Here is an 18,754-nt window from a genome sequence, read left to right on the forward strand (position 1 = left end):
GAGCTTTTTTACTTTATCGTAAGTATTTTCAATAAATTTCTGCCCACCAAAACCAGGGTTGACAGACATCACACACACCAAGTCTATATCCACAATGACATCGTCCAAGAGATCTATACTTGTATGAGGATTGATAGCTACTCCTGCCCTAGCCCCTAATTGTCTGATGGCTTGCAATGTCCTATGAAGGTGTGTGCAGGCTTCGTAGTGCACCGAAATAATTTCAGCTCCAGCATTCCTGAATGCTTCAAGATAGTTGTCAGGGTTGACAATCATCAAGTGTACATCCAAGGGTTTTGTAGCATGTTTATGAATGGCAGCTGTTACAGGTATTCCAAAAGAAATATTAGGCACAAAAACTCCGTCCATGATATCCACATGGATATAATCAGCTTCGGAGGCATTCAACATTTCTACTTCTTTTTGAATATTGGCGAAATCTGAGGCCAATACCGAAGGAGCAATTTGTATAGACATATCTGGGTTATTTGAAGATGAAGTTGCAAATCAAGTAAAAATCAGCTTTACCCACTATTTTTTCAACAATTTTGTCCTTCTAACTTGATTCCCTGCATGCATTTCTACGATATACATCCCTTTATTAAGCCCTGGTAAATCAATTTGAAAAGGTTCTTTAAGTGTATTTCTTTGAACGGTAACCTGAGTCAGTACCTTTCCCTGCATGTCAGTAAGTGAAAAGTCACCTTGATGCCAATCTCCAAAATTGACAAATAAGGAACTTCCGGTAATGGGATTTGGGTACACTTTCCAGTCATCTTCTTTTTCAACGGTGATGATATTCAAAATCTCTCCCATATATGCCTTCCTGAAGTTAGGAATTCCGTATCCAAAATCGTTGTTAGGTGATTCAAAATTGTCTGCGCTTTCTATAAGCGCTTTCATGATTTTATCTTTATTCCATTCTGGTCTAGCTTCCCAAAGTCCTGCTGCTAAAGCGGCAATTTGGGGAGCTGAAAATGAAGTCCCGCTTGCTCTTGCCAAATTTCCATTTGATCGAATCAGCCAAACCTGATTTCCATTAGTTGTCAATTCAGGCTTTAATCTTCCATCTACAGTAGGTCCCTGAGAGCTGAAAACAGACCGCTCAAAATCAGCATTAACTGACCCCACAGCGATTATTCCTTTTGCATCGGCTGGGGCAGTCAAAGATGAAGCTCCCCTCGAACCATAATTCCCAACTGAGGTAACTACCAAAATTCCTTTTTCTGAAGCAATTTTGGCACCTTTTGTAATGAGCGCAGTTTCACCGTCTAAGTCCTCAAAACTGTAATCCATTTCAGGGTCATCAAAATCCCAATAGCCTAAAGAACTATTGATAATATCCACACCTAAACTATCCGAGTATTCTGCTGCTTTTACCCAATTATATTCCTCTATCCTGTATTCTGTAGGCACTTCTTCGGTAATGCACAAGATGAAATTAGCATCTGGAGCACCAGCCAGTAAAGTTTCAGGGTCATTTGAGGCTATTAAAGATAGAACGTTAGCTCCATGTTGGTTGTACCTAAAAATATCCTCATCCCATGGATGTACAAAGTTTTTACCTCCAATCAATTGATTGTTCTCAATGATATGTGATAAGGCGGGGATAGTATTTACTCCCGGAAAACCTGCGTCAAAAACAGCTACAGTTACCCCTTTGCCCCGAAAGCCTTCCTCATGCATATCAGGAATTCCCAATAATTGGTTTTGAAATTCGAAGGGACTAGCGTCTGATTTAAATTTCTTACTTCTAAGGTTAATAGAAAAAGATTTCTCTCCACTTTTAGGGGAAACTCTGGCCTGAGGAACAAAGCCAGGAGCTGCCAGAACAACATCATCTACAATATCCAAATTTAGAATCTGCTCAATAGCTTCTGGAGTAGCTATGACAATGGAGGCATTCAACCAATTGGAATGGTATAAGATATCAACCACCAAGGGGCTGATTTTTTCAATATTCTTTTCAGAAACCGGAAAGTCAAGACTATCCAATGCAATACCATACCTGGATTTCCTGTCCACAGACTCGGGGCTGAGGAAATCAATTGGATTGTCTAAAGAAAAATTTTCTTGAGGTTTGAATTTATAGTGAACGGCATACCGATTTTGCCCCAAGGCAGTACCCATGGTAAGTATTACCAACAACAATAGCAATGCGTTATTTTTAACCTCCATAAACCAATATTCTAAAATGTGCCTTTCTACCGGAATTGAGAATCATTTCACCAAGACAATCATTTCTTGAGCAATATGTGAAAACTTCCTGGAACTGTTCAACCAATCCAACTCCACGGACATAAACCTCATACCTGTTATTTCTAAATGTAATTTCGTCATCTTCTTCTTCTTGGAGTACTCTTACGGACCTCTGAAAAGTCTGTTCTCCTATTGTGACATTACCGCTGAAATCAATCTCATACATATCCGTAGATGAAGCATTATATGTCATGGCATCCCATGTTCTACCTACGTCCGGAGGGAAAACCAAGGGAACGGTAATTTGGTTTTCAAATTGTTTGACAAGTGTATTTCTACGGACAAGCAAGGAGTAGTTACCCTCGCCAAGCCAAAATTCCTGATCATCTGAACGCTCCCGCTTCACGACAAAAACTTCCTCTCCTTCCGCATTGATATAACTGTATTCTATAAGGTCTCTTATAAAATACTCATTTTCTTCAGCATCACCCTCTCCAAATACGATGGTCTCACTTACTTCGTAAACCCAAAAAAGTCCGACTCTAAGTGGTTGGTAATCTTGACCAAAGTCAGTAATGGGGCTTTCTCTCTCTTCACATGACAGAAAAGCAAACAAACAACATATCCAAATCCTTTTATACATATACTACCTGAAGGAATGGCCAAAAATACATTTTTCGTACGAAAACTTTTACCTTAGCATTATAAAAACAAGATATTCTAAGAAATGGCTTTAAAAACTTTTGTAAAAATCTCAGCAGTAAACAACCTATCTGATGCCCGATATTGTGCAGGAATGCAGGTTAACCTAATGGGATTCAATTTAGAAGAGAATAATAAAAACTATACTTCACCCGAAAAATTTAAAGAAATTACAGATTGGCTTTCAGGGCTGGAGTATATAGCGGAATTTGAACACACCCATCCTGAAAGAATTTTGACTTTCTTAAAGGACTATGAAGGTTTTCATCACATTCAGATTGAAGAGGAAATTCATCTTAAAATGCTGGTCAATACAGAATATGGGATCATCCTTAAACAAACTGTAAATAACATTTCAGAAATTGAGGATTTGATCAAAAAAGCGGATTCTTATGATCAACACCATGTCACGCTGTTATTACTTTCAGAAAAACTTACACTCGATGATGCAGTGATTGAAAAAATCAAAACTCTTGCAAATGGGTGTCAAGTACTATTAGGCTTTGGTTTAGAGCCTGATTCCATCGAAAAAATTATAGAGAATACCAATATCAAAGGGATAGCGATGGAGGGAGGAGACGAAATCAAACCAGGCTTGAAAGACTTCGACCAGTTGGCTGATATTCTTGAATCTCTTGAGATTGAAGACTGATTAAAATCAATTGAATAACATTATAATAAGTACCATCTGCACAAATGGATAAAATTAGGATAACAGAAGATTTCAGATCAATCCAAGACCATATTTGTCTTGAATTAGAAAAAGAAGATGGTAGAGGTGCCTTTCGAGAAGACCTTTGGAAAAGACCTGAAGGCGGAGGAGGCAGAACAAGGATCTTTGAGAATGGCCGAGTAATTGAAAAGGGAGGAGTTGCTTTTTCGGCTGTGGAAGGTCCTACACCGGATAAAATCTTGCAGAAACTACAATTGGAAAAAGCAGATTTTTATGCGACGGGTGTTTCAATTGTACTTCACCCATACAATCCAATGGTGCCTATCATACATATGAATATTCGTTATTTTGAGATGAGTAATGGTATCAACTGGTTTGGAGGAGGCATAGACCTCACGCCGCATTATGTTGACAAGGAGGATGCCTCCTATTTTCATCAACAGGTCAAAAATACTTGCGACAAGTTCAATCCAGAATATTATCCGAAATTTAAAAAGTGGGCAGATGATTATTTTTTTATCAAACATAGGAATGAAACGAGAGGAATAGGAGGAATTTTCTTTGACAGGCTGAGCAGTAAAGATGGGAATGAAATGCAGCAGATATTCGAATTTGCAAAATCAATAGGCTACTTGTTCCCAAAGGTTTATAGGCACTTTATGAATAAAAACCACAATCTTCCATATGGAGAAATAGAAAAAGAATGGCAGTCTTTACGCAGGGGTAGGTATGTGGAATTTAACCTTGTATGGGATGCCGGAACAAAATTCGGACTAGACACCAATGGCCGTACGGAAAGTATTCTGATGAGCATGCCTCCTACTGCAAATTGGCAATATATGCAGGAACCCAAAATGGGATCAAGAGAAGCCCAATCACTCAGTTTGCTCAAAAAAGACATAGACTGGATTAATCAATAAGTCATGTTGGAAACACTTTTGCACTGGGACCATGCTTTATTTATTTTTCTAAATGGATTTCATTCGGAGTATTTGGATCCTGTGATGTATTTTCTAACACAGACCAAGCCTTGGATTCCACTTTATATATTTCTTTCCTATCTAATATGGAAAGTCTATGGTAAATCTTGCTGGTGGGCCTTTATAGCCATAGGACTGGCTATTTTATTTGCAGATCAATTTACTTCCGCTTTTATGAAGCCTTATTTTGAAAGAATGAGGCCATGCTACGATCCGGAATTTTCAGACATCATACATCATTACGGGAATTGTAGCAGCAAATATGGCTTTGCATCTTCCCATGCTGCAAACAGTTTTGCTATAGCCACTTTGATGTATTTGCTGTTGAAAGTTCATATTCCTCAAATCAACTGGTTGTTCCTTTGGGCTGCATTTTTTTCATACACAAGGATTTATTTGGGAGTACATTTTCCTGGAGACATACTGGTAGGAGCCTTAGTTGGCGCTCTCAGTGGATTAGCTGCCTATCATATAGCGCACTTTATATTTGAAAAATCCCAATCGAATTTTAAGTAAGTGGATGTTATCAGTTTTTTAATTTTCCACAACCTGTATACCATTTTCTTGACGGTTTTTTTAGATAACCTTTCTCAAAAACGCTGGAATATAAATTCAAACTCACTTCCATCTCCGATCTTTATTCTTTTAATAGACAAGGAAAAAAATCAAAATACTTATTTAAAACTTTAGGTCTTGATTAAAGGTTTCTCTTCAAAAAGATCAATATATTGTCTTTTCTAAGACAATTACAAAAACACAAAATCCATTGCTTGGACCTTTATCGTAATTTAAATCCAAAACCAACAAACAATGAAAACATACTATAATCCCGACGACCTAAAAAAATTTGGAAACATCGGCGAATTTCAAAAACCAATGGCTGATAAATTTTTCGAATACTATGGTGAAGTATTTAAAGAGGGTGCACTTACCGCCAGAGAAAAATCTTTGATTGCTCTCGCTGTAGCACATGCCGTTCAATGTCCCTACTGTATAGATGCTTATACAGTAGACACTATGGAAAAAGGGTGCGACGAAGAGCAGATGATGGAAGCTGTTCACGTAGCTGCAGCTATCAGAGGAGGAGCTTCCCTGGTACATAGCACTCAAATGATGAATAAAGCCAAAGAAATCTCGATGTAATGAAATCACTTAAAGCACAGAATCACCCCCTTTCCAAATCAGAAAAAGAAATTCAACTTCTCGAATCCTTGGAGTTTACCGAAAGTTTTGAAAGTAAACTTAAAGAATCAGGTTTATTTCCTTTAAAGCCCATACAAATTGAAATTTTACAGATTAATATGGGCAAGATGTGTAATCAGGTTTGTCAACACTGTCATGTGGATGCTGGACCTGACCGCAAAGAGATCATGGAGCAAGAGGTCATGCAACAATGTTTGGATGTAATAAAGAGACATGAAATAAAAGCAGTAGACCTGACTGGTGGAGCACCCGAAATGAATCCAAATTTCAGATGGTTTGTGACTGAAATCAGGAAAATCAACGAAGACATTAATATTATTGTGAGGTGTAACCTTACTATAATATTGGCCAACCCAAAATACCATGACCTCCCCGATTTTTTCAAGGCCAATAATATCGAGGTAGTTTCTTCTTTACCTTATTTTAATGCGGTAAAAACAGATGCACAGAGAGGTGACGGCGTTTTTGGAAAATCTATCAAAGCCTTGAAAATGCTAAATGAGGTGGGTTACGGAATAGATGGATCCCCGCTGAAGCTCAACCTCGTTTATAACCCTTCTGGAGCATTCCTGCCAGGTTCACAGGGAGAATTAGAAGCTCAATTCAAAAAGAAGTTGAGCTCACAATATGAAATTGAATTCAACTCTCTTTTTACCATTACAAATATTCCTATCAGCAGGTTTTTAGAGTACTTGGTTAGGAGTGGCAATTATGAGGCTTACATGGAGAGGTTAATAAATGCTTACAATATGACTGCCGCCGCCAATGTAATGTGCCGAAATACCATTTCAGTAGGCTGGGACGGTTATTTATACGATTGTGATTTCAATCAAATGCTTGAATTAAAGGTTGATACCCCAAAATCTCAACACATCAAAGATTGGAATACAGATGCATTGACTGAAAGAAATATTGTTGTAAATCAACATTGTTTTGGTTGTACAGCAGGTGCAGGTTCCAGCTGTGGAGGGGCAACTGCCTAATATGGAAAGAACATCTAAAAATGCAGTCATAGTTTTTCAAAAAAACCTTCAAAAGGGTAAGGTGAAAACCCGTTTGGCCAAAACTATGGGTGATGAGGAAGCACTTGAGATTTATAAATCTCTGATCAAAATTACCTACCATCAGTTGAGTAAACTAAAAGATGCGGATATCCTGATTTACCTTTCTGAATATGTTGAAGAATTGCCATTTGATATCATTGGCAAAAACTATCAAATATTTGCCCAGAATGGTTCGGATCTTGGGCAGCGGATGAGGAATGCTTTTGATGAAACATTTGCAAAAGGATATCAAAAATGCCTCATCATTGGCACTGATTGCCCGGAGATAGGCATGCAAGAATTACAAAAAGCTTATGATCATTTGGCAACTTGTGATGTTGTTTTTGGTCCAGCTAAAGATGGTGGATATTATCTTTTGGGCAAAAAAACACCAATCCCTCTATTACTTGATGGTATCAAATGGTCGACAGATGAGGTCCTATCAAAAAGTATAGAGAAAGTTGAAAATGAAAAATTGACCTATGCGCTCCTAAGTACCCTTGGAGACATAGATACTGAAAATGATTGGAAAAATTTTAAAGCCAAAAAATCAAATGAGCAATTACCTTGAAACCACCGCAAATGTTTACAAAGAAGCAGCTTTAAAGCCTGACGTAGGACTCTGCTGTACTACTACGCCAATCTGGCAGTTGCCGGGTCTAACCATACCCAAGATCATGCAAGAGATGAACTATGGATGTGGCAGTACTGTCCACCCTAGAGATTTGATCAATAATCCAAAAATCCTTTACGTTGGTGTTGGCGGGGGAATGGAGGTCTTACAATTTGCTTACTTTTCTCGACAAGCAGAAGGTGTTATCGGGATAGACATTGTAGATGAAATGCTGACTGCCTGCGAAAAGAACTTGGTAGAAGCAGAAAATCAAAACCCTTGGTTTGAAAGCAGTTTCGTGTCTCTGCGTAAAGGTACAGCACTTCAGCTTCCAGTTGACGATTGCACTGTAGACATAGCTGCACAAAATTGTCTGTTCAATATTTTCACAAAGGAAGATCTGAAAATGGCTCTTGCAGAAATGTATAGAGTATTGAAGCCACATGGCCGTCTGGTTTTGAGTGACCCTGTCACAGAGCAACATATGCCTGATTCCTTGAAAAATGATGAAAAATTAAGAGCTCTTTGTTTGAGTGGATCGCTTCCACTTCAGGAATATCTGGATATGATAACTGAAGCAGGTTTTGGTACAGTTGAAGTCCGAGCCAAAAGACCTTACCGTATTTTGTCACCTGGACAATATGATACCCAAGAATTGATTGTGTTGGAAAGTGTGGAAGTCTGCGCAATCAAAGACCCCATGCCTGAAGATGGACCTTGTATTTTCACAGGAAAAACAGCAATATACTACGGGAATGAGGAATATTTTGATGACCATAAAGGTCATGTTCTTATGCCTAATCAACCTTTATCCATTTGTGACAAAACAGCAAAAGCCATATCTTCCTTGCAAAGGAAAGATATATACATTTCTGACGCCACTTATTTCTATGATGGCGGAGGATGTTGCTGATTTGACAAAGCATGAAGTTTAAACTACTATTCTCTATTTTGTTTTTCTGGCATTGTTCGATTCAAAGCGGACAATGCCAGGATTTCATTGAGTTTGATATTTCAGTGGCCGGAATAAATATTGGAGAGATGAAAGCTACAAAAATGAAAAGTGAACATAAGTTGAAAATTGAAATTCAAAGTCAGGTCCGGTTTTGGTTTTTCACTTGGATAGATGTAAAGTTCGATTCCGAGAGCAACTATCACAATGGGTATTTGGTACATGCAACTTCAAATACCGCTTCCAATAAAGGCAATTTTTCAAGTAGTATTTATTGGAATAAGGATAAATACATAGTCAATTCCAATGCCTATAAGTTTGAAAATCAAACACCAATTCATGATTTAGTAGCGTATAGCACATCAAAACTCTATTTTGAAGAACCAAATGAAAACGATGTGTTTTTGGCAGAAAATTTTGGTACACTTTCCTCGATTTCCAAGCATAAAGGTTATTACGAAATAGAAGTTAACGGAAACAGAAATAAGTTTTACTATGAAAATGGTCTTTTTGTAAAAGCTGTAATGCAAAGTCCTATAAAAAATTATGTTGTCAGTCGAAAATCAAAATAAAACCATCAGCATCATTATTCCGGTACTCAATGAAGCTGATAATTTAAGGGAGCTACTGCCTTTTTTTCAAAGGATACAGAATGATCATGCATTTGAGTTAATAATAGTAGATGGTGGAAGTGAGGACAATACCCAAAGCTTGGTTTCCTCATTTGGATTCCAGTTTTTACTTTCTCCAATTCGGGGTAGAGCATGCCAAATGAATTTAGGGGTTTCAATTGCCAAAGGGGAAATTTTATACTTTGTACATGCAGATACCCGAATACCAGAAGATTTTTTTAATGATATCATAGGCTCACTTAATGAAAATTTTGATGCAGGCTGTTATGCATATAAGTTGGACTCATCTTCTATTCTCCTGAAAATCAACTCATGGTTTACAAAATTTGATGGCTTACTCTCAGGAGGGGGTGATCAGACATTATTTATCACAAAATCAGTATATGAGGAATTAGGTGGGTTCAATGAATATTTTTGTATCATGGAAGATTTTGATCTAGCAAGAAGAATCCGGAAAAAACACAGGTTTAAGGTTATTCCAAAACAGATTTTGGTATCTGCAAGAAAGTATGAAACAAACTCATGGTTGAGGGTTCAATTGGTTAATCTCTTGGTTTTTGCCCTGTTTTTTCTAAAGACTCCTCCCTCTAAGCTTAAAAACATGTATGGCAGGTTATTAAACTACAGATAGGGAAATGGTTAGAAGATCAAATAATAGCAAATCTCTTCCTATCATAAGCGGAATACAACAGGTAGGTATAGGAGTGTCTAATGCAAAAGAAGCGTGGAAATGGTACAGAAAGTATTTCGGAATGGATATTCCTGTATTTGAAGATGCAGCCACTGCCAGCTTGATGACTAGATATACCAATAACATTGCTGAGCAGAGATATGCCATTCTAGCTATGAATATGCAGGGAGGTGGCGGTTTTGAAGTATGGCAATATACAAGTAAGGATCCACTAGCACCAAAACAAAAAGTTGAGTTAGGTGATCTCGGAATCAATGCGATCAAAATTCGAGCAAGGGATATTGTCAAAACCTTCCAATACTTTAAGGAGGAAGGTCTGAATGTGCTTGGTAAAATCGTAAAATCTCCCGATGGGAAAAGTCATTTTTTCATAAAAGATCCTTACAATAATTTATTCCAAGTGGAAGAAAGCGATTCTTGGTTCAATTTAGGGAAAAGCTTAACAGGCGGAGTATCAGGCTGTATTATTGGAGTGAGTGATATTGAAAAATCACTTCCTCTTTATCAAAACTTACTTGGATACACTGAATTGATTTATAAAAATTCAGGAATTCAAAATGACCTTGCCGGATTGGGAAATGAAGAAATTGAATATAAGCGGATAAAAATACAATCCTCTCCAGATAGGTGTGGCGCTTTTAGCGAATTACTGTGTCAAACAGAAATCGAATTGATAAGTTGTCAAGATAGAAAACCTAATAAGATTTTCCAGGATAGGTTTTGGGGTGATTTAGGTTTCATCCATCTATGTTTCGATATTAGAGGTATGGCTGAACTGGAAATGAAAGCAAGCTCTTTGGGATTTTCTTTCACGGTCAACAGTGCCAATAGCTTTGATATGGGAAAAGCCGCAGGTCAGTTTGCCTATTGTGAGGACCCAGATGGTACATTGATAGAATTTGTAGAAACCCACAAAGTACCTATTGCAGCAAAATTTGGTTTTTTTCTAAACCTGAGAAACAGAAAACCTGAAAAACATCTCCCAAAGTGGATGCTAAAGTTACTATCGTTCAATAGGGTAAAAGATTGAAAATCTTAAAAAAAGATGCCCGTCGAAACCACTCGACAGGCAAACCAAAAAATTAACCTGATCAATTAAGTTGGTTAGTTTTCCCTTTAATTAACCCTATTTAAAATCTATCTTCGCCTGAAATCATTCTACCTGAAAGTACTCCCGCCAATTCTGAGAATATACAGGAAGAAACTATATTCAGTACATATTTATCTTCTAAATCAAATACTTTAGTGGCATCCATCTGGAGTAAAATCACAAAAAGTAAGTGATCGGATTTTCTTCCTGTAATACCAATTATACTTTTACCGAATCCAGAAACAGAGTTTTCCAGCAGTCCAATATTTGCCAGAGCATTGGACCTTAAATTAAAGGGTTCATTTCTGGTAGGTTTTTGATTTTCATCGAACAGGAAAGACAAATTCAGTTTATGTGTTTTCCAAGATTGGTCAAACAAGAATTCATTTTGATGACCTAGCTTATCGTCAATAGCCAAATCCTTAACCCAAATCAATCCCTTGTGGGCATCAGAATGATTGAGCATAAAAGACAAACTTGATTTTAGTACTTCACTGATCTCCATGTTTTCAAAATCCTGCTTTTGAAATTTTAGACAATCTTCCATTAGCATTGATTTCTTAACCAAATCTTTTCTCATTTTCTTAATCTCAGTAACGTTATGGAGGGTTGCCACTACATGAAGGTCATCTTTCATAGATACCAGGTTGGCTACAAAATAACTGTTGTCGTCACCTTTCCTCAACTTTAGATCAAGCTTATTTTTTTTGCCTTTTTGTGTATTGTTGAGAATATCAGAAATATTTAACTCAGTAAAAATATCAAATACCTCATTTATCATTTTATTCTTCTTGTGAAGGGGGAAAACTTCATCCAAAAATGTTTTGTTAACCGATTTGATCTTTCCCTCCATCCCTAGTATTACCATTGGAAAGGGGTTATTTTCAAAAAGATGTGACAAACTACCATTTCCTTCAAATAATGAAGAATTTTGAATGTCATTTTCAGTATCTGATATTTCAGATGGATCTATAAAATTGATTTGATGTAAAATATGCCCCACATGTCCTTCGTCATCAATTAGCGGAATATTTGAAATCAAAAGGACTTTATTATCTAGATCAAGATATGAGGTACCAATATTTACTGTAATTTTCTCATCTACAACCTTAGATAAATCAGTTTTTAATTCGTTCCCTTTGAAGTAAGGAAGTTTTTTTAATTTAATTATTTGATTGAGTGACAATCCTAATATCTCATTCTCCTGTATTTCAAAATTCTTTTCACCCCAGTCCAAAAACTCTTTCGAAGCGAATAATAACTTAAAGCCATTCTGCTTGACTTTAAACAATAGTGAAACTCCTGTAAGTTCACTACAAATTTGATATAAAAGATTTTTTGTAAGCATTACAATTAATGGCTTTTCCGGGGAAATAATATTTATAACACATAGCTTATCAGTACTATGAGTGGTACAAATTATAAAATAAAAAATGAAAATTTAATCTTCTTAATACAATATTTTTAAACAAAATAATACAATACAAAATAAGGTGAAAGAATTACCTTTTTGAGTATTTAAAATCATACAGAAAATCTCACCCATCTTAAAAATGCTATGTATTGGGTCAAATAACAGAATAAACGACAAAGAACTTAAATCCTGATGCAAAGTGGAAAAAAGGAAAGGTGAAAAATCCACAATTCAACACATTGAATTATCAATATTTATTATCTAAAAATAATTAAAATATAAAGAGCGTTTTTTTGCTCCCAAATCACTTAATCTAATGTTTTAAAATGTAAACCTTAACATTAAGATGGTTTTTTGTGCTGATAACAAATAAGAAATTCTCAATAAAAAAAATCGAAACTCTAGATTATGTAATCTGAATATATATAAAAAAAAAACTGCCAGTTCAACTGGCAGTTTTAGGCTTAATCCATAAGAAAATCACGATCCATTCCTTACCTCTACAATGACTTTATCATATTTTTCTCCGCTGCCAGAACTTACTGAAATTTCAAAACCTGGATATGGGTTTTCTTCATTTGGCAAGGTGAAAAAAACATTGTAAGAAGTTGCCTCATCCCAAGCTCTTCCGGGAACTCTGTACATCACATCAACCCCATTTACAACGCGTACCAAATTAATTTCAAGCTTGTCTCCTGAGGATTGAGTATAGTTTTCTAAACTATATCCTTTCTTCTTTTCGTCAGAAAAGTCATGCCCCTCAAATTCCATCGTCAATCTCACAGGCAACTCAGCTTCTAGCTCCTCTTCTTCCTCTGTTACTTCGGATTCCTCGGCTACCTGAGTCTGCTCTTCAGGTAGCTCCTGCTGTATTGGTTTGAAGTCTTCTTCAGGACCACTACATGCTACATTCAAAACAATCATCATGACAAAAGTCAAAATGAGCTTAACTGCTTTAATTGTTAGTGTTTTCATGATTGTAAAAATTTAAATTGATAAAAGGATAAATTGAAAGTAGATTCTTGATACTATCGAAGACCTACAAACAGATATCCGAATCATCAATTATTTGTTACCCTGTAATGAAAACCAGCGTGTTACTTTATCCTATAAAACTTTTGCGAAATACCTTTAACAATACATGAAAGAGTGTTTGGTTAAGAAAAGATGATGAAATCTCTCTGATCAGGTGATGGAAATCCCTATTGCACTTTACTATAGTGGACAGTTTAAAGCCCTGAATCAAATGATTAAAAAATACTGCGTAATTAATTCAAAATAAAATACTTAATGTATCATAACTACAAGAAATTATAACTTCCCCAGCCATTCCTGGGCTTGCCGACTTCCTTCTTCATTTTGATCAACAACTCTTTCCAATATTAATTTAGCTCTTTCTAAGTCACCAGATTCATTACGCATCATTAAGGTAAAAGCCTGATAGAATAACCCTGGATTGCTAAATAAGTCAGGCAGGGAAGCCAACTCTTGGAAAGCTGCTATGGCATTATCGTATTCTTTTTCAGATAGATAAGCTAGACCAGAATATTTTATGGCATCACTATTTTTATTATCCTGAACCAAAGCCTCTTGAAAATAAACTTGGGCTCTTTGATAATCTTTTTGATTATAGGCAGCTATTCCTAGCTGTATCAGATCTTCCGTGCTGCCCATGGTCTGGCTCAATTCAACAAGATTTTCGGCGTAATATTTCTCAGCCAAGCCTTGTGGATCCGCTGCCCGGAATAACAAAAAGTAAGCAGCCAAAATCATTATGAATATGGCTGCCAAAGCAGAAAAAAGCCTGAAGTAATTTGGTTTATCACGCGGAATAGCTTTTGGTTCAGTATCTTCCTTTTGAACTTCTAGGTGAACTTCTTTGATATACTTCTTATTTAAATTACTAAGGGTTTCATTCAAATCTTTTTCCTGAATGGAGTTTATTTGCCTCATCGAAAATTCTATTTCTTTGTAAAGCATTAATTGCTCTCTTAACTCCGAATCGAAAGAAATTTGATCTTCAAAAGTCTTTACCTCTTCTGATGTCATATCCCCTTGGAGATAGGCTTCTATCCTTTCTATAAGCTTTATATCCATCTTATTACCATTTTAAAGTTTTAAAAATCGGAGATGTCTGAATCAGTTTGGTGAGTTTTGCCATGCACTCAGATTTCTTCTTGCGTGCATAGCCGTAAGTAAATCCAAGGATAACGGCTACTTCCTCCATGGATTTATCTCCCCAGCTAAGATTTAAAAGTTCCTGACAGGATTCCCCAAGTTCGGCAAACTTTGATTTCAGTAATGCTAAGCGCTCATCTTGTAGGTGACAATCTTCGGCCAACTTGAAGCTATCCTCTCCAAGACTATATTCCTGATCTTCTATGTTTGTTACCCCGTGGTTCTTCCTTTTTGCCAATACATTCAACCATCTTTTCTTACATACCATATAAATGAATGCGTCGAATGGGCAGGTAAGCTCAAACCCGCTAAATTTGGCTTTGTGATAGATACTCATCAGGGCTTCCTGAAAAATATCCGCCGCATCATCTTCTGTTCCGTTGTTCTTGAGCACCATCCATTTGATTTTTCCGGAATACCTCTTGTAAAGTTCATCTAAGACGACTTTATCATTTTCCAACAATGCATCAATGTATTTTTGATCCGGGTGCTGCATACCGTACCAAAATAATTTTTAAAAATTCAAAAAAAAAGTTTATTGCTGTTTTATTGAATTTAATGATAAAAAATTTTTCAATTTATTGCCCGGAGCAAATAAAGGTGAAAAATCTACTGTAATAACTGTCACAGTGATTGGGATAATTTTTTCCTAGATTGATTCAATAATCTTTATCATTCATTGAATCTAAGCAAAAATTCTTAACAGATTTTCAACATTTATAAATAAACAAACTATGAGTTATCATATCAATAAAGTAATCCGGTCAGAAAGTTTTGAAACAGCAAAAACACTAGTCACAGATGCTTTAAGGTCAGAAGGCTTTGGAGTCCTTACTGAAATCGATATTCAGGCCACTATGAAAAAAAAACTGGATAAGGACTATCCTCCTTTTTTCATTCTTGGCGCTTGCAATCCCCAGTTCGCCGATAAAATCCTCAGCATAGATCCCAATATGAGTGCATTACTCCCCTGTAATGTTACAGTGAGAGCCTTAGAAAACGATCAAATCGAAGTCTCTGCCATTGACCCTGTTGCCGCCATAGCTACCGTGGGAGGTAATAATATTACTGCACTGGCAATTGAAGTCAGGGAGAAACTGAAAAGAGTGCTTGAAGCCCTGTAAGGCACAACTCCAAACCATGATCGGGGATGTAAAATTCTCCGATTCATGATTTTTCAAAAATATTTTGGACTGCTCCTACTCAAAAATACCCGTATACTGACTTTCATCCCCTCAGAAATTTAGTTTACTTTGAATCCAATGCGTGATTTTTCTTCGTTAACTATACATAGAGGCAAAAACCTTCCTGAGGATTTATAAGATGAAGCAGATTCTAAGTTTATTTTTTGTAATTATAGTATTCCCTTCACTTGCCCAACAAAATTACTTCGGCATCCAGGGAAGTCAACGTAAAGGCATACAAGCTGCTATCATGAATCCTGCAGACCTCAATAATTTATACAGGCCTGTGGAACTCCATCTTCTTTCAAGTCAATTTTCACTCAGCAACAATACACTGAGCTTTAGAGATTTTACCAATGCAGAAGATGCGTACTTCCTGGAGGGCTTCAGGAATTCCGAAAGTCCTTTCAACGGAAGGACGGTTGGTTCGATCTTGGGCCCTTCTCTAGGGCTTGATTTCGGGAAATTTGCCCTTGGCTTTAGTACTGAGTTCAAAGCTGCAGCCCATTTCATCAATGTTGACCCCAGGCTGGGCAGATATCTGTTGGAAAACAGCTTTGAATCGTCATTTTCCTCTTTAAGCCTCAACAGTTCCAACAACCAAAGGGTAAATCAGTTGAATTGGATGGAAATAGGGTTTATGGTCGCCTACACCTTATTTGAAAATAAAAAACAAAAATTATCGGCAGGTACCAATATCAAACTCCTGCTTCCGGGAAACTACACCAATATTTCTATAGATCAGTTTGTGGGAAACATCGTACAGGAAGGAAATGAGATTTCACTTACCGGAGCCCGATCGGACATTGAGTTGTCTTACAATGAAAGTATCTTAAGCGAGGGGCTCTTCAATTTCAACCTGAACAACAGCGTATTTGCCAACCCAGCCAGTTTGGGCTTTGATCTCGGGCTGAGTTACCAAATCAGAAACAACAGACAGCGCACATTATTCAATACCGGCCTGACCGCCCGGAATCTGGGAAACCTGAACTTTGGTAACGGACAGGTCACCAGAACCTACGGCATGAATATCCCCGAGAATACCAGCTTTAGACTGGATGAACTACCCGCTGATTTACAACAAATTGAAAGGCTATTCATAGAAAGTGCTTTATTCACAAACACCTCAGACAGGAGCACAAACACCCTGAGCCTTCCCACTGTTCTTGCCTTCAATGCAGATATGGTACTCATCAAAACCCTGCAGGTTTCCTTTTATGGTCAAAAGGCTTTCGGGAACTCAGAAAGCAATGACCAAGTACCTGTTCAGGAATTTTATTCGATTATTCCCAGATTGGTTTTGGGAAACTTCGAAATCTACTCTCCATGGACCTTTTTTGATTTTTCAGGCTTTAACGGAGGAATAGGGATAAGTTACGGAGGCTTTTTCGTAGGAAGTTATTCTGCTTTGACAAGCTTCACTCTAGACACCAAACAGGCAGACTTCCACTTGGGATTCAGTTGGGGGTTTGGTAAAAAAGAAAGGGACTGAACCTATGTTTGAATGCCTGTATTCTGTATCCCTTTTTATTTCAAGGGTCTGATTGTCTAAAATTTGCTTTTTAGGTTTGATTTTAAATTCAGGGCAGACTTATTTTCCATTGAATAGCCCAACTTGGTAGCTGAGTGAGAATTGAAGTGTAGACGCAAACCCTCCTTCCAACACATAAATGACAAAACAGAGTACCTTCTTCATCAGTGTATTATTGGTAATTTTCAATATTTTTCATGAATTGTGGTCATTATCCTGACCATTTCTTTCCGCACTTCCGGGGTTGGTCTTACAAAATTATTATTCATAAAAACAAACCTGTATGTTTTACCCTTTTTTGTGTCTATCCAACCGCTTTGAAGATGCATGTTTCTCAATGAGCCTGTTTTTGCCCAAACGAAAGCTTTACCATCATCCAGTTCATACGCCGATTTTAGGGTCCCGGACAGCCCTCCCGCAGGAAAAAACCCCCTGAGTTTGTTTTTATCACCGACAAGGACTTCCACACGGTTCAGGATTTCCAAAACCGTCCTCGGCGTGAAAAGATTGTATCTTGACAAACCTGACCCATCCTCCCATACAGGCTTATGTTTCAACCCTTCAAAAAGATTTTTCTGGGCAAATTTAATGGTGATCTTGGGATCCAAGGTATCCCCAAGAGCAGCTGAACAAAGGATCAAAAGTTGCTCTGCAAGGAAATTGTCGGATGGAAGCATCATATGCTTGTACAGGCTATCTGTTGGGATGGAATAGTAGGTTTGAAGGGTACTTTTCTTCACTCTTTTGACCAGTCCAACTTCCTTCTTCAGCGTATCTGACAATAAAAACCTACTTCTTTCCAGGTCCATAGGGAAAGGCACTTTGTCATCAAAATCTTCCGGAACTGTCAGAAGCGAAGGATATAGCAAAGTATTATCAGTCTTCGATCTCAGGATATCAAATTTATCGGTCACCATACTGCTGTCAGCCTTTAGAAAAAACCCCATGGGTTTTGGGGAAATTTCCAAAACTCCCTGCAAGCTGTATTTTGCCCGCATGGTATTGGCATAAATCGGGAAATGACCCAGATCAGAACGCCAATAACTGGGCTCGAACTCCAGTGCAGGCTGATCAGCCAAAAACAGCTTATAAGGGGTATGCTTCAAAAAGTCATATACTTTGCCATTATCCAGTTCGGGATGCAGGAAAGAAGGATCCCCGGTCCCCCAGATAATCAGGGAATCACCTGAAATTTCGTACCTGAATGCAGGAATGGAATCACCCAAAATATGTAATGCTGTGTATAAGGTGAAGATCTTGGTATTGGAGGCAGGGACAAAATGAACATCCTCATTTTGTGAATAGATAACTTTGCCCATTTCATCCTCAAGCATAAAGCCTACAAAATGCTCTTGCATCAATGCTGAACCAGAAAACAGGCGTTCCACTTTTTTCCCGGTCAACTTCTGGGCAATGCCTTCAGGGATGAGCGAGAAAAAAGAAATCAAGAATAAAAAAAGGGGAAGGCGGTTCATCAGGGATTCAGGTGCTTTTTCAAAAATTCAACTGTGGCTTTATTGACTTTGACCAGATTTTCATACTTCATCCAATGATGGGAATCATCGGGAATAATCAGGGATTCATAAGGCATTCCTTTTTCCTCAAATCTCCGGATCAGATCTACGGTATGGGAAACCTGCACATTCCTATCATCATCCCCATGAATAAA

General features: G+C 37.4%; 21 protein-coding genes. 12 read left to right on the plus strand and 9 right to left on the minus strand.

Features of this window, described 5'->3' with window-relative positions; genetic code table 11:
* The 3 genes from rpe to EA341_RS02370 all read right to left on the minus strand — a co-directional run.
* The coding region (gene rpe, locus EA341_RS02360) for a ribulose-phosphate 3-epimerase (RefSeq protein WP_293011078.1) at window positions 1–477 on the minus strand (477 nt) is incomplete at its 3' end.
* Between the two features lie 54 nt (window positions 478–531).
* Complete coding sequence (locus EA341_RS02365) at window positions 532–2,178, minus strand: S8 family serine peptidase (RefSeq protein WP_293011079.1); 1,647 nt, start codon at window positions 2,176–2,178, stop codon at window positions 532–534.
* On the minus strand, window positions 2,168–2,842 hold the full coding sequence (locus EA341_RS02370; protein WP_293011080.1) for a hypothetical protein: 675 nt from the start codon (window positions 2,840–2,842) through the stop codon (window positions 2,168–2,170). Before EA341_RS02370 ends, EA341_RS02365 begins: the two co-directional genes overlap by 11 nt.
* 84 nt (window positions 2,843–2,926) lie before the next feature.
* Here EA341_RS02370 and EA341_RS02375 point away from each other — a divergent pair, with 84 nt between their 5' ends.
* The 10 genes from EA341_RS02375 to EA341_RS02420 all read left to right on the plus strand — a co-directional run bounded on the left by EA341_RS02375 (window position 2,927) and on the right by EA341_RS02420 (window position 10,718).
* A complete protein-coding gene (locus EA341_RS02375; protein WP_293011081.1) occupies window positions 2,927–3,553 on the plus strand; it encodes a phosphoribosylanthranilate isomerase in 627 nt (208 codons plus the stop codon).
* A 44-nt stretch (window positions 3,554–3,597) separates the two neighbouring features.
* Window positions 3,598–4,494 carry an oxygen-dependent coproporphyrinogen oxidase gene (gene hemF / locus EA341_RS02380; RefSeq protein ID WP_293011082.1) on the plus strand — a complete coding sequence of 299 codons (897 nt, stop codon included), beginning with the start codon at window positions 3,598–3,600 and terminating at the stop codon, window positions 4,492–4,494.
* Between the two features lie 3 nt (window positions 4,495–4,497).
* Window positions 4,498–5,070: a phosphatase PAP2 family protein gene (locus tag EA341_RS02385; protein WP_293011083.1), complete on the plus strand. Its 573-nt coding sequence runs from the start codon at window positions 4,498–4,500 to the stop codon at window positions 5,068–5,070.
* Window positions 5,071–5,364: 294 nt separating this feature from the next.
* On the plus strand, window positions 5,365–5,697 hold the full coding sequence (locus EA341_RS02390; protein WP_293011084.1) for an arsenosugar biosynthesis-associated peroxidase-like protein: 333 nt from the start codon (window positions 5,365–5,367) through the stop codon (window positions 5,695–5,697).
* Window positions 5,697–6,740 carry an arsenosugar biosynthesis radical SAM (seleno)protein ArsS gene (arsS, locus tag EA341_RS02395; protein WP_293011085.1) on the plus strand — a complete coding sequence of 348 codons (1,044 nt, stop codon included), beginning with the start codon at window positions 5,697–5,699 and terminating at the stop codon, window positions 6,738–6,740. The genes EA341_RS02390 and arsS overlap by 1 nt, the downstream gene beginning before the upstream one ends.
* The gene (locus tag EA341_RS02400) at window positions 6,691–7,371 is read left to right on the plus strand and encodes a TIGR04282 family arsenosugar biosynthesis glycosyltransferase (RefSeq protein ID WP_293011086.1); all 681 of its coding nucleotides are present in this window, start codon (window positions 6,691–6,693) and stop codon (window positions 7,369–7,371) included. Before arsS ends, EA341_RS02400 begins: the two co-directional genes overlap by 50 nt.
* On the plus strand, window positions 7,355–8,326 hold the full coding sequence (arsM, locus tag EA341_RS02405) for an arsenosugar biosynthesis arsenite methyltransferase ArsM (protein ID WP_293011087.1): 972 nt from the start codon (window positions 7,355–7,357) through the stop codon (window positions 8,324–8,326). The genes EA341_RS02400 and arsM overlap by 17 nt, the downstream gene beginning before the upstream one ends.
* Window positions 8,327–8,337: 11 nt before the next feature.
* Complete coding sequence (locus EA341_RS02410; RefSeq protein WP_293011088.1) at window positions 8,338–8,937, plus strand: DUF6134 family protein; 600 nt, start codon at window positions 8,338–8,340, stop codon at window positions 8,935–8,937.
* A complete protein-coding gene (locus EA341_RS02415) occupies window positions 8,912–9,628 on the plus strand; it encodes a TIGR04283 family arsenosugar biosynthesis glycosyltransferase (RefSeq protein WP_293011089.1) in 717 nt (238 codons plus the stop codon). The genes EA341_RS02410 and EA341_RS02415 overlap by 26 nt, the downstream gene beginning before the upstream one ends.
* A 4-nt stretch (window positions 9,629–9,632) precedes the next feature.
* A complete protein-coding gene (locus tag EA341_RS02420) occupies window positions 9,633–10,718 on the plus strand; it encodes a VOC family protein (RefSeq protein ID WP_293011090.1) in 1,086 nt (361 codons plus the stop codon).
* A 100-nt stretch (window positions 10,719–10,818) separates the two neighbouring features.
* Here EA341_RS02420 and EA341_RS02425 read toward each other — a convergent pair whose 3' ends face one another.
* From EA341_RS02425 to EA341_RS02440, 4 genes are all read right to left on the minus strand, one after another.
* Entirely contained in the window at window positions 10,819–12,126 is a 1,308-nt protein-coding gene (locus EA341_RS02425; RefSeq protein ID WP_293011091.1) for a hypothetical protein, read from the minus strand.
* Between the two features lie 546 nt (window positions 12,127–12,672).
* A complete protein-coding gene (locus EA341_RS02430; RefSeq protein WP_293011092.1) occupies window positions 12,673–13,167 on the minus strand; it encodes a hypothetical protein in 495 nt (164 codons plus the stop codon).
* Between the two features lie 336 nt (window positions 13,168–13,503).
* Window positions 13,504–14,289 (minus strand): tetratricopeptide repeat protein, encoded by a 786-nt coding sequence (locus tag EA341_RS02435; RefSeq protein ID WP_293011093.1) that lies wholly within the window; start codon window positions 14,287–14,289, stop codon window positions 13,504–13,506.
* 4 nt (window positions 14,290–14,293) lie between these two features.
* On the minus strand, window positions 14,294–14,866 hold the full coding sequence (locus EA341_RS02440) for a sigma-70 family RNA polymerase sigma factor (RefSeq protein WP_293011094.1): 573 nt from the start codon (window positions 14,864–14,866) through the stop codon (window positions 14,294–14,296).
* A gap of 238 nt (window positions 14,867–15,104) precedes the next feature.
* Between EA341_RS02440 and EA341_RS02445 the strand changes: the two genes are divergently transcribed.
* Window positions 15,105–15,494, plus strand: a complete 390-nt coding sequence (locus EA341_RS02445; protein ID WP_293011095.1) for a DUF302 domain-containing protein — start codon at window positions 15,105–15,107, stop codon at window positions 15,492–15,494.
* Between the two features lie 199 nt (window positions 15,495–15,693).
* A complete protein-coding gene (locus EA341_RS02450; protein ID WP_293011096.1) occupies window positions 15,694–17,046 on the plus strand; it encodes a hypothetical protein in 1,353 nt (450 codons plus the stop codon).
* Window positions 17,047–17,270: 224 nt separating this feature from the next.
* Here EA341_RS02450 and EA341_RS02455 read toward each other — a convergent pair whose 3' ends face one another.
* Window positions 17,271–18,560: a D-alanyl-D-alanine carboxypeptidase gene (locus EA341_RS02455; RefSeq protein WP_293011097.1), complete on the minus strand. Its 1,290-nt coding sequence runs from the start codon at window positions 18,558–18,560 to the stop codon at window positions 17,271–17,273.
* Window positions 18,560–18,754 (minus strand): prolyl oligopeptidase family serine peptidase (locus EA341_RS02460; RefSeq protein ID WP_293011098.1); only part of this gene is annotated, 195 nt, incomplete at its 5' end. The genes EA341_RS02455 and EA341_RS02460, both read right to left, overlap by 1 nt.

The sequence above is a fragment of the Mongoliibacter sp. genome (assembly GCF_007692705.1).
GTDB lineage: Bacteria > Bacteroidota > Bacteroidia > Cytophagales > Cyclobacteriaceae > Mongoliibacter.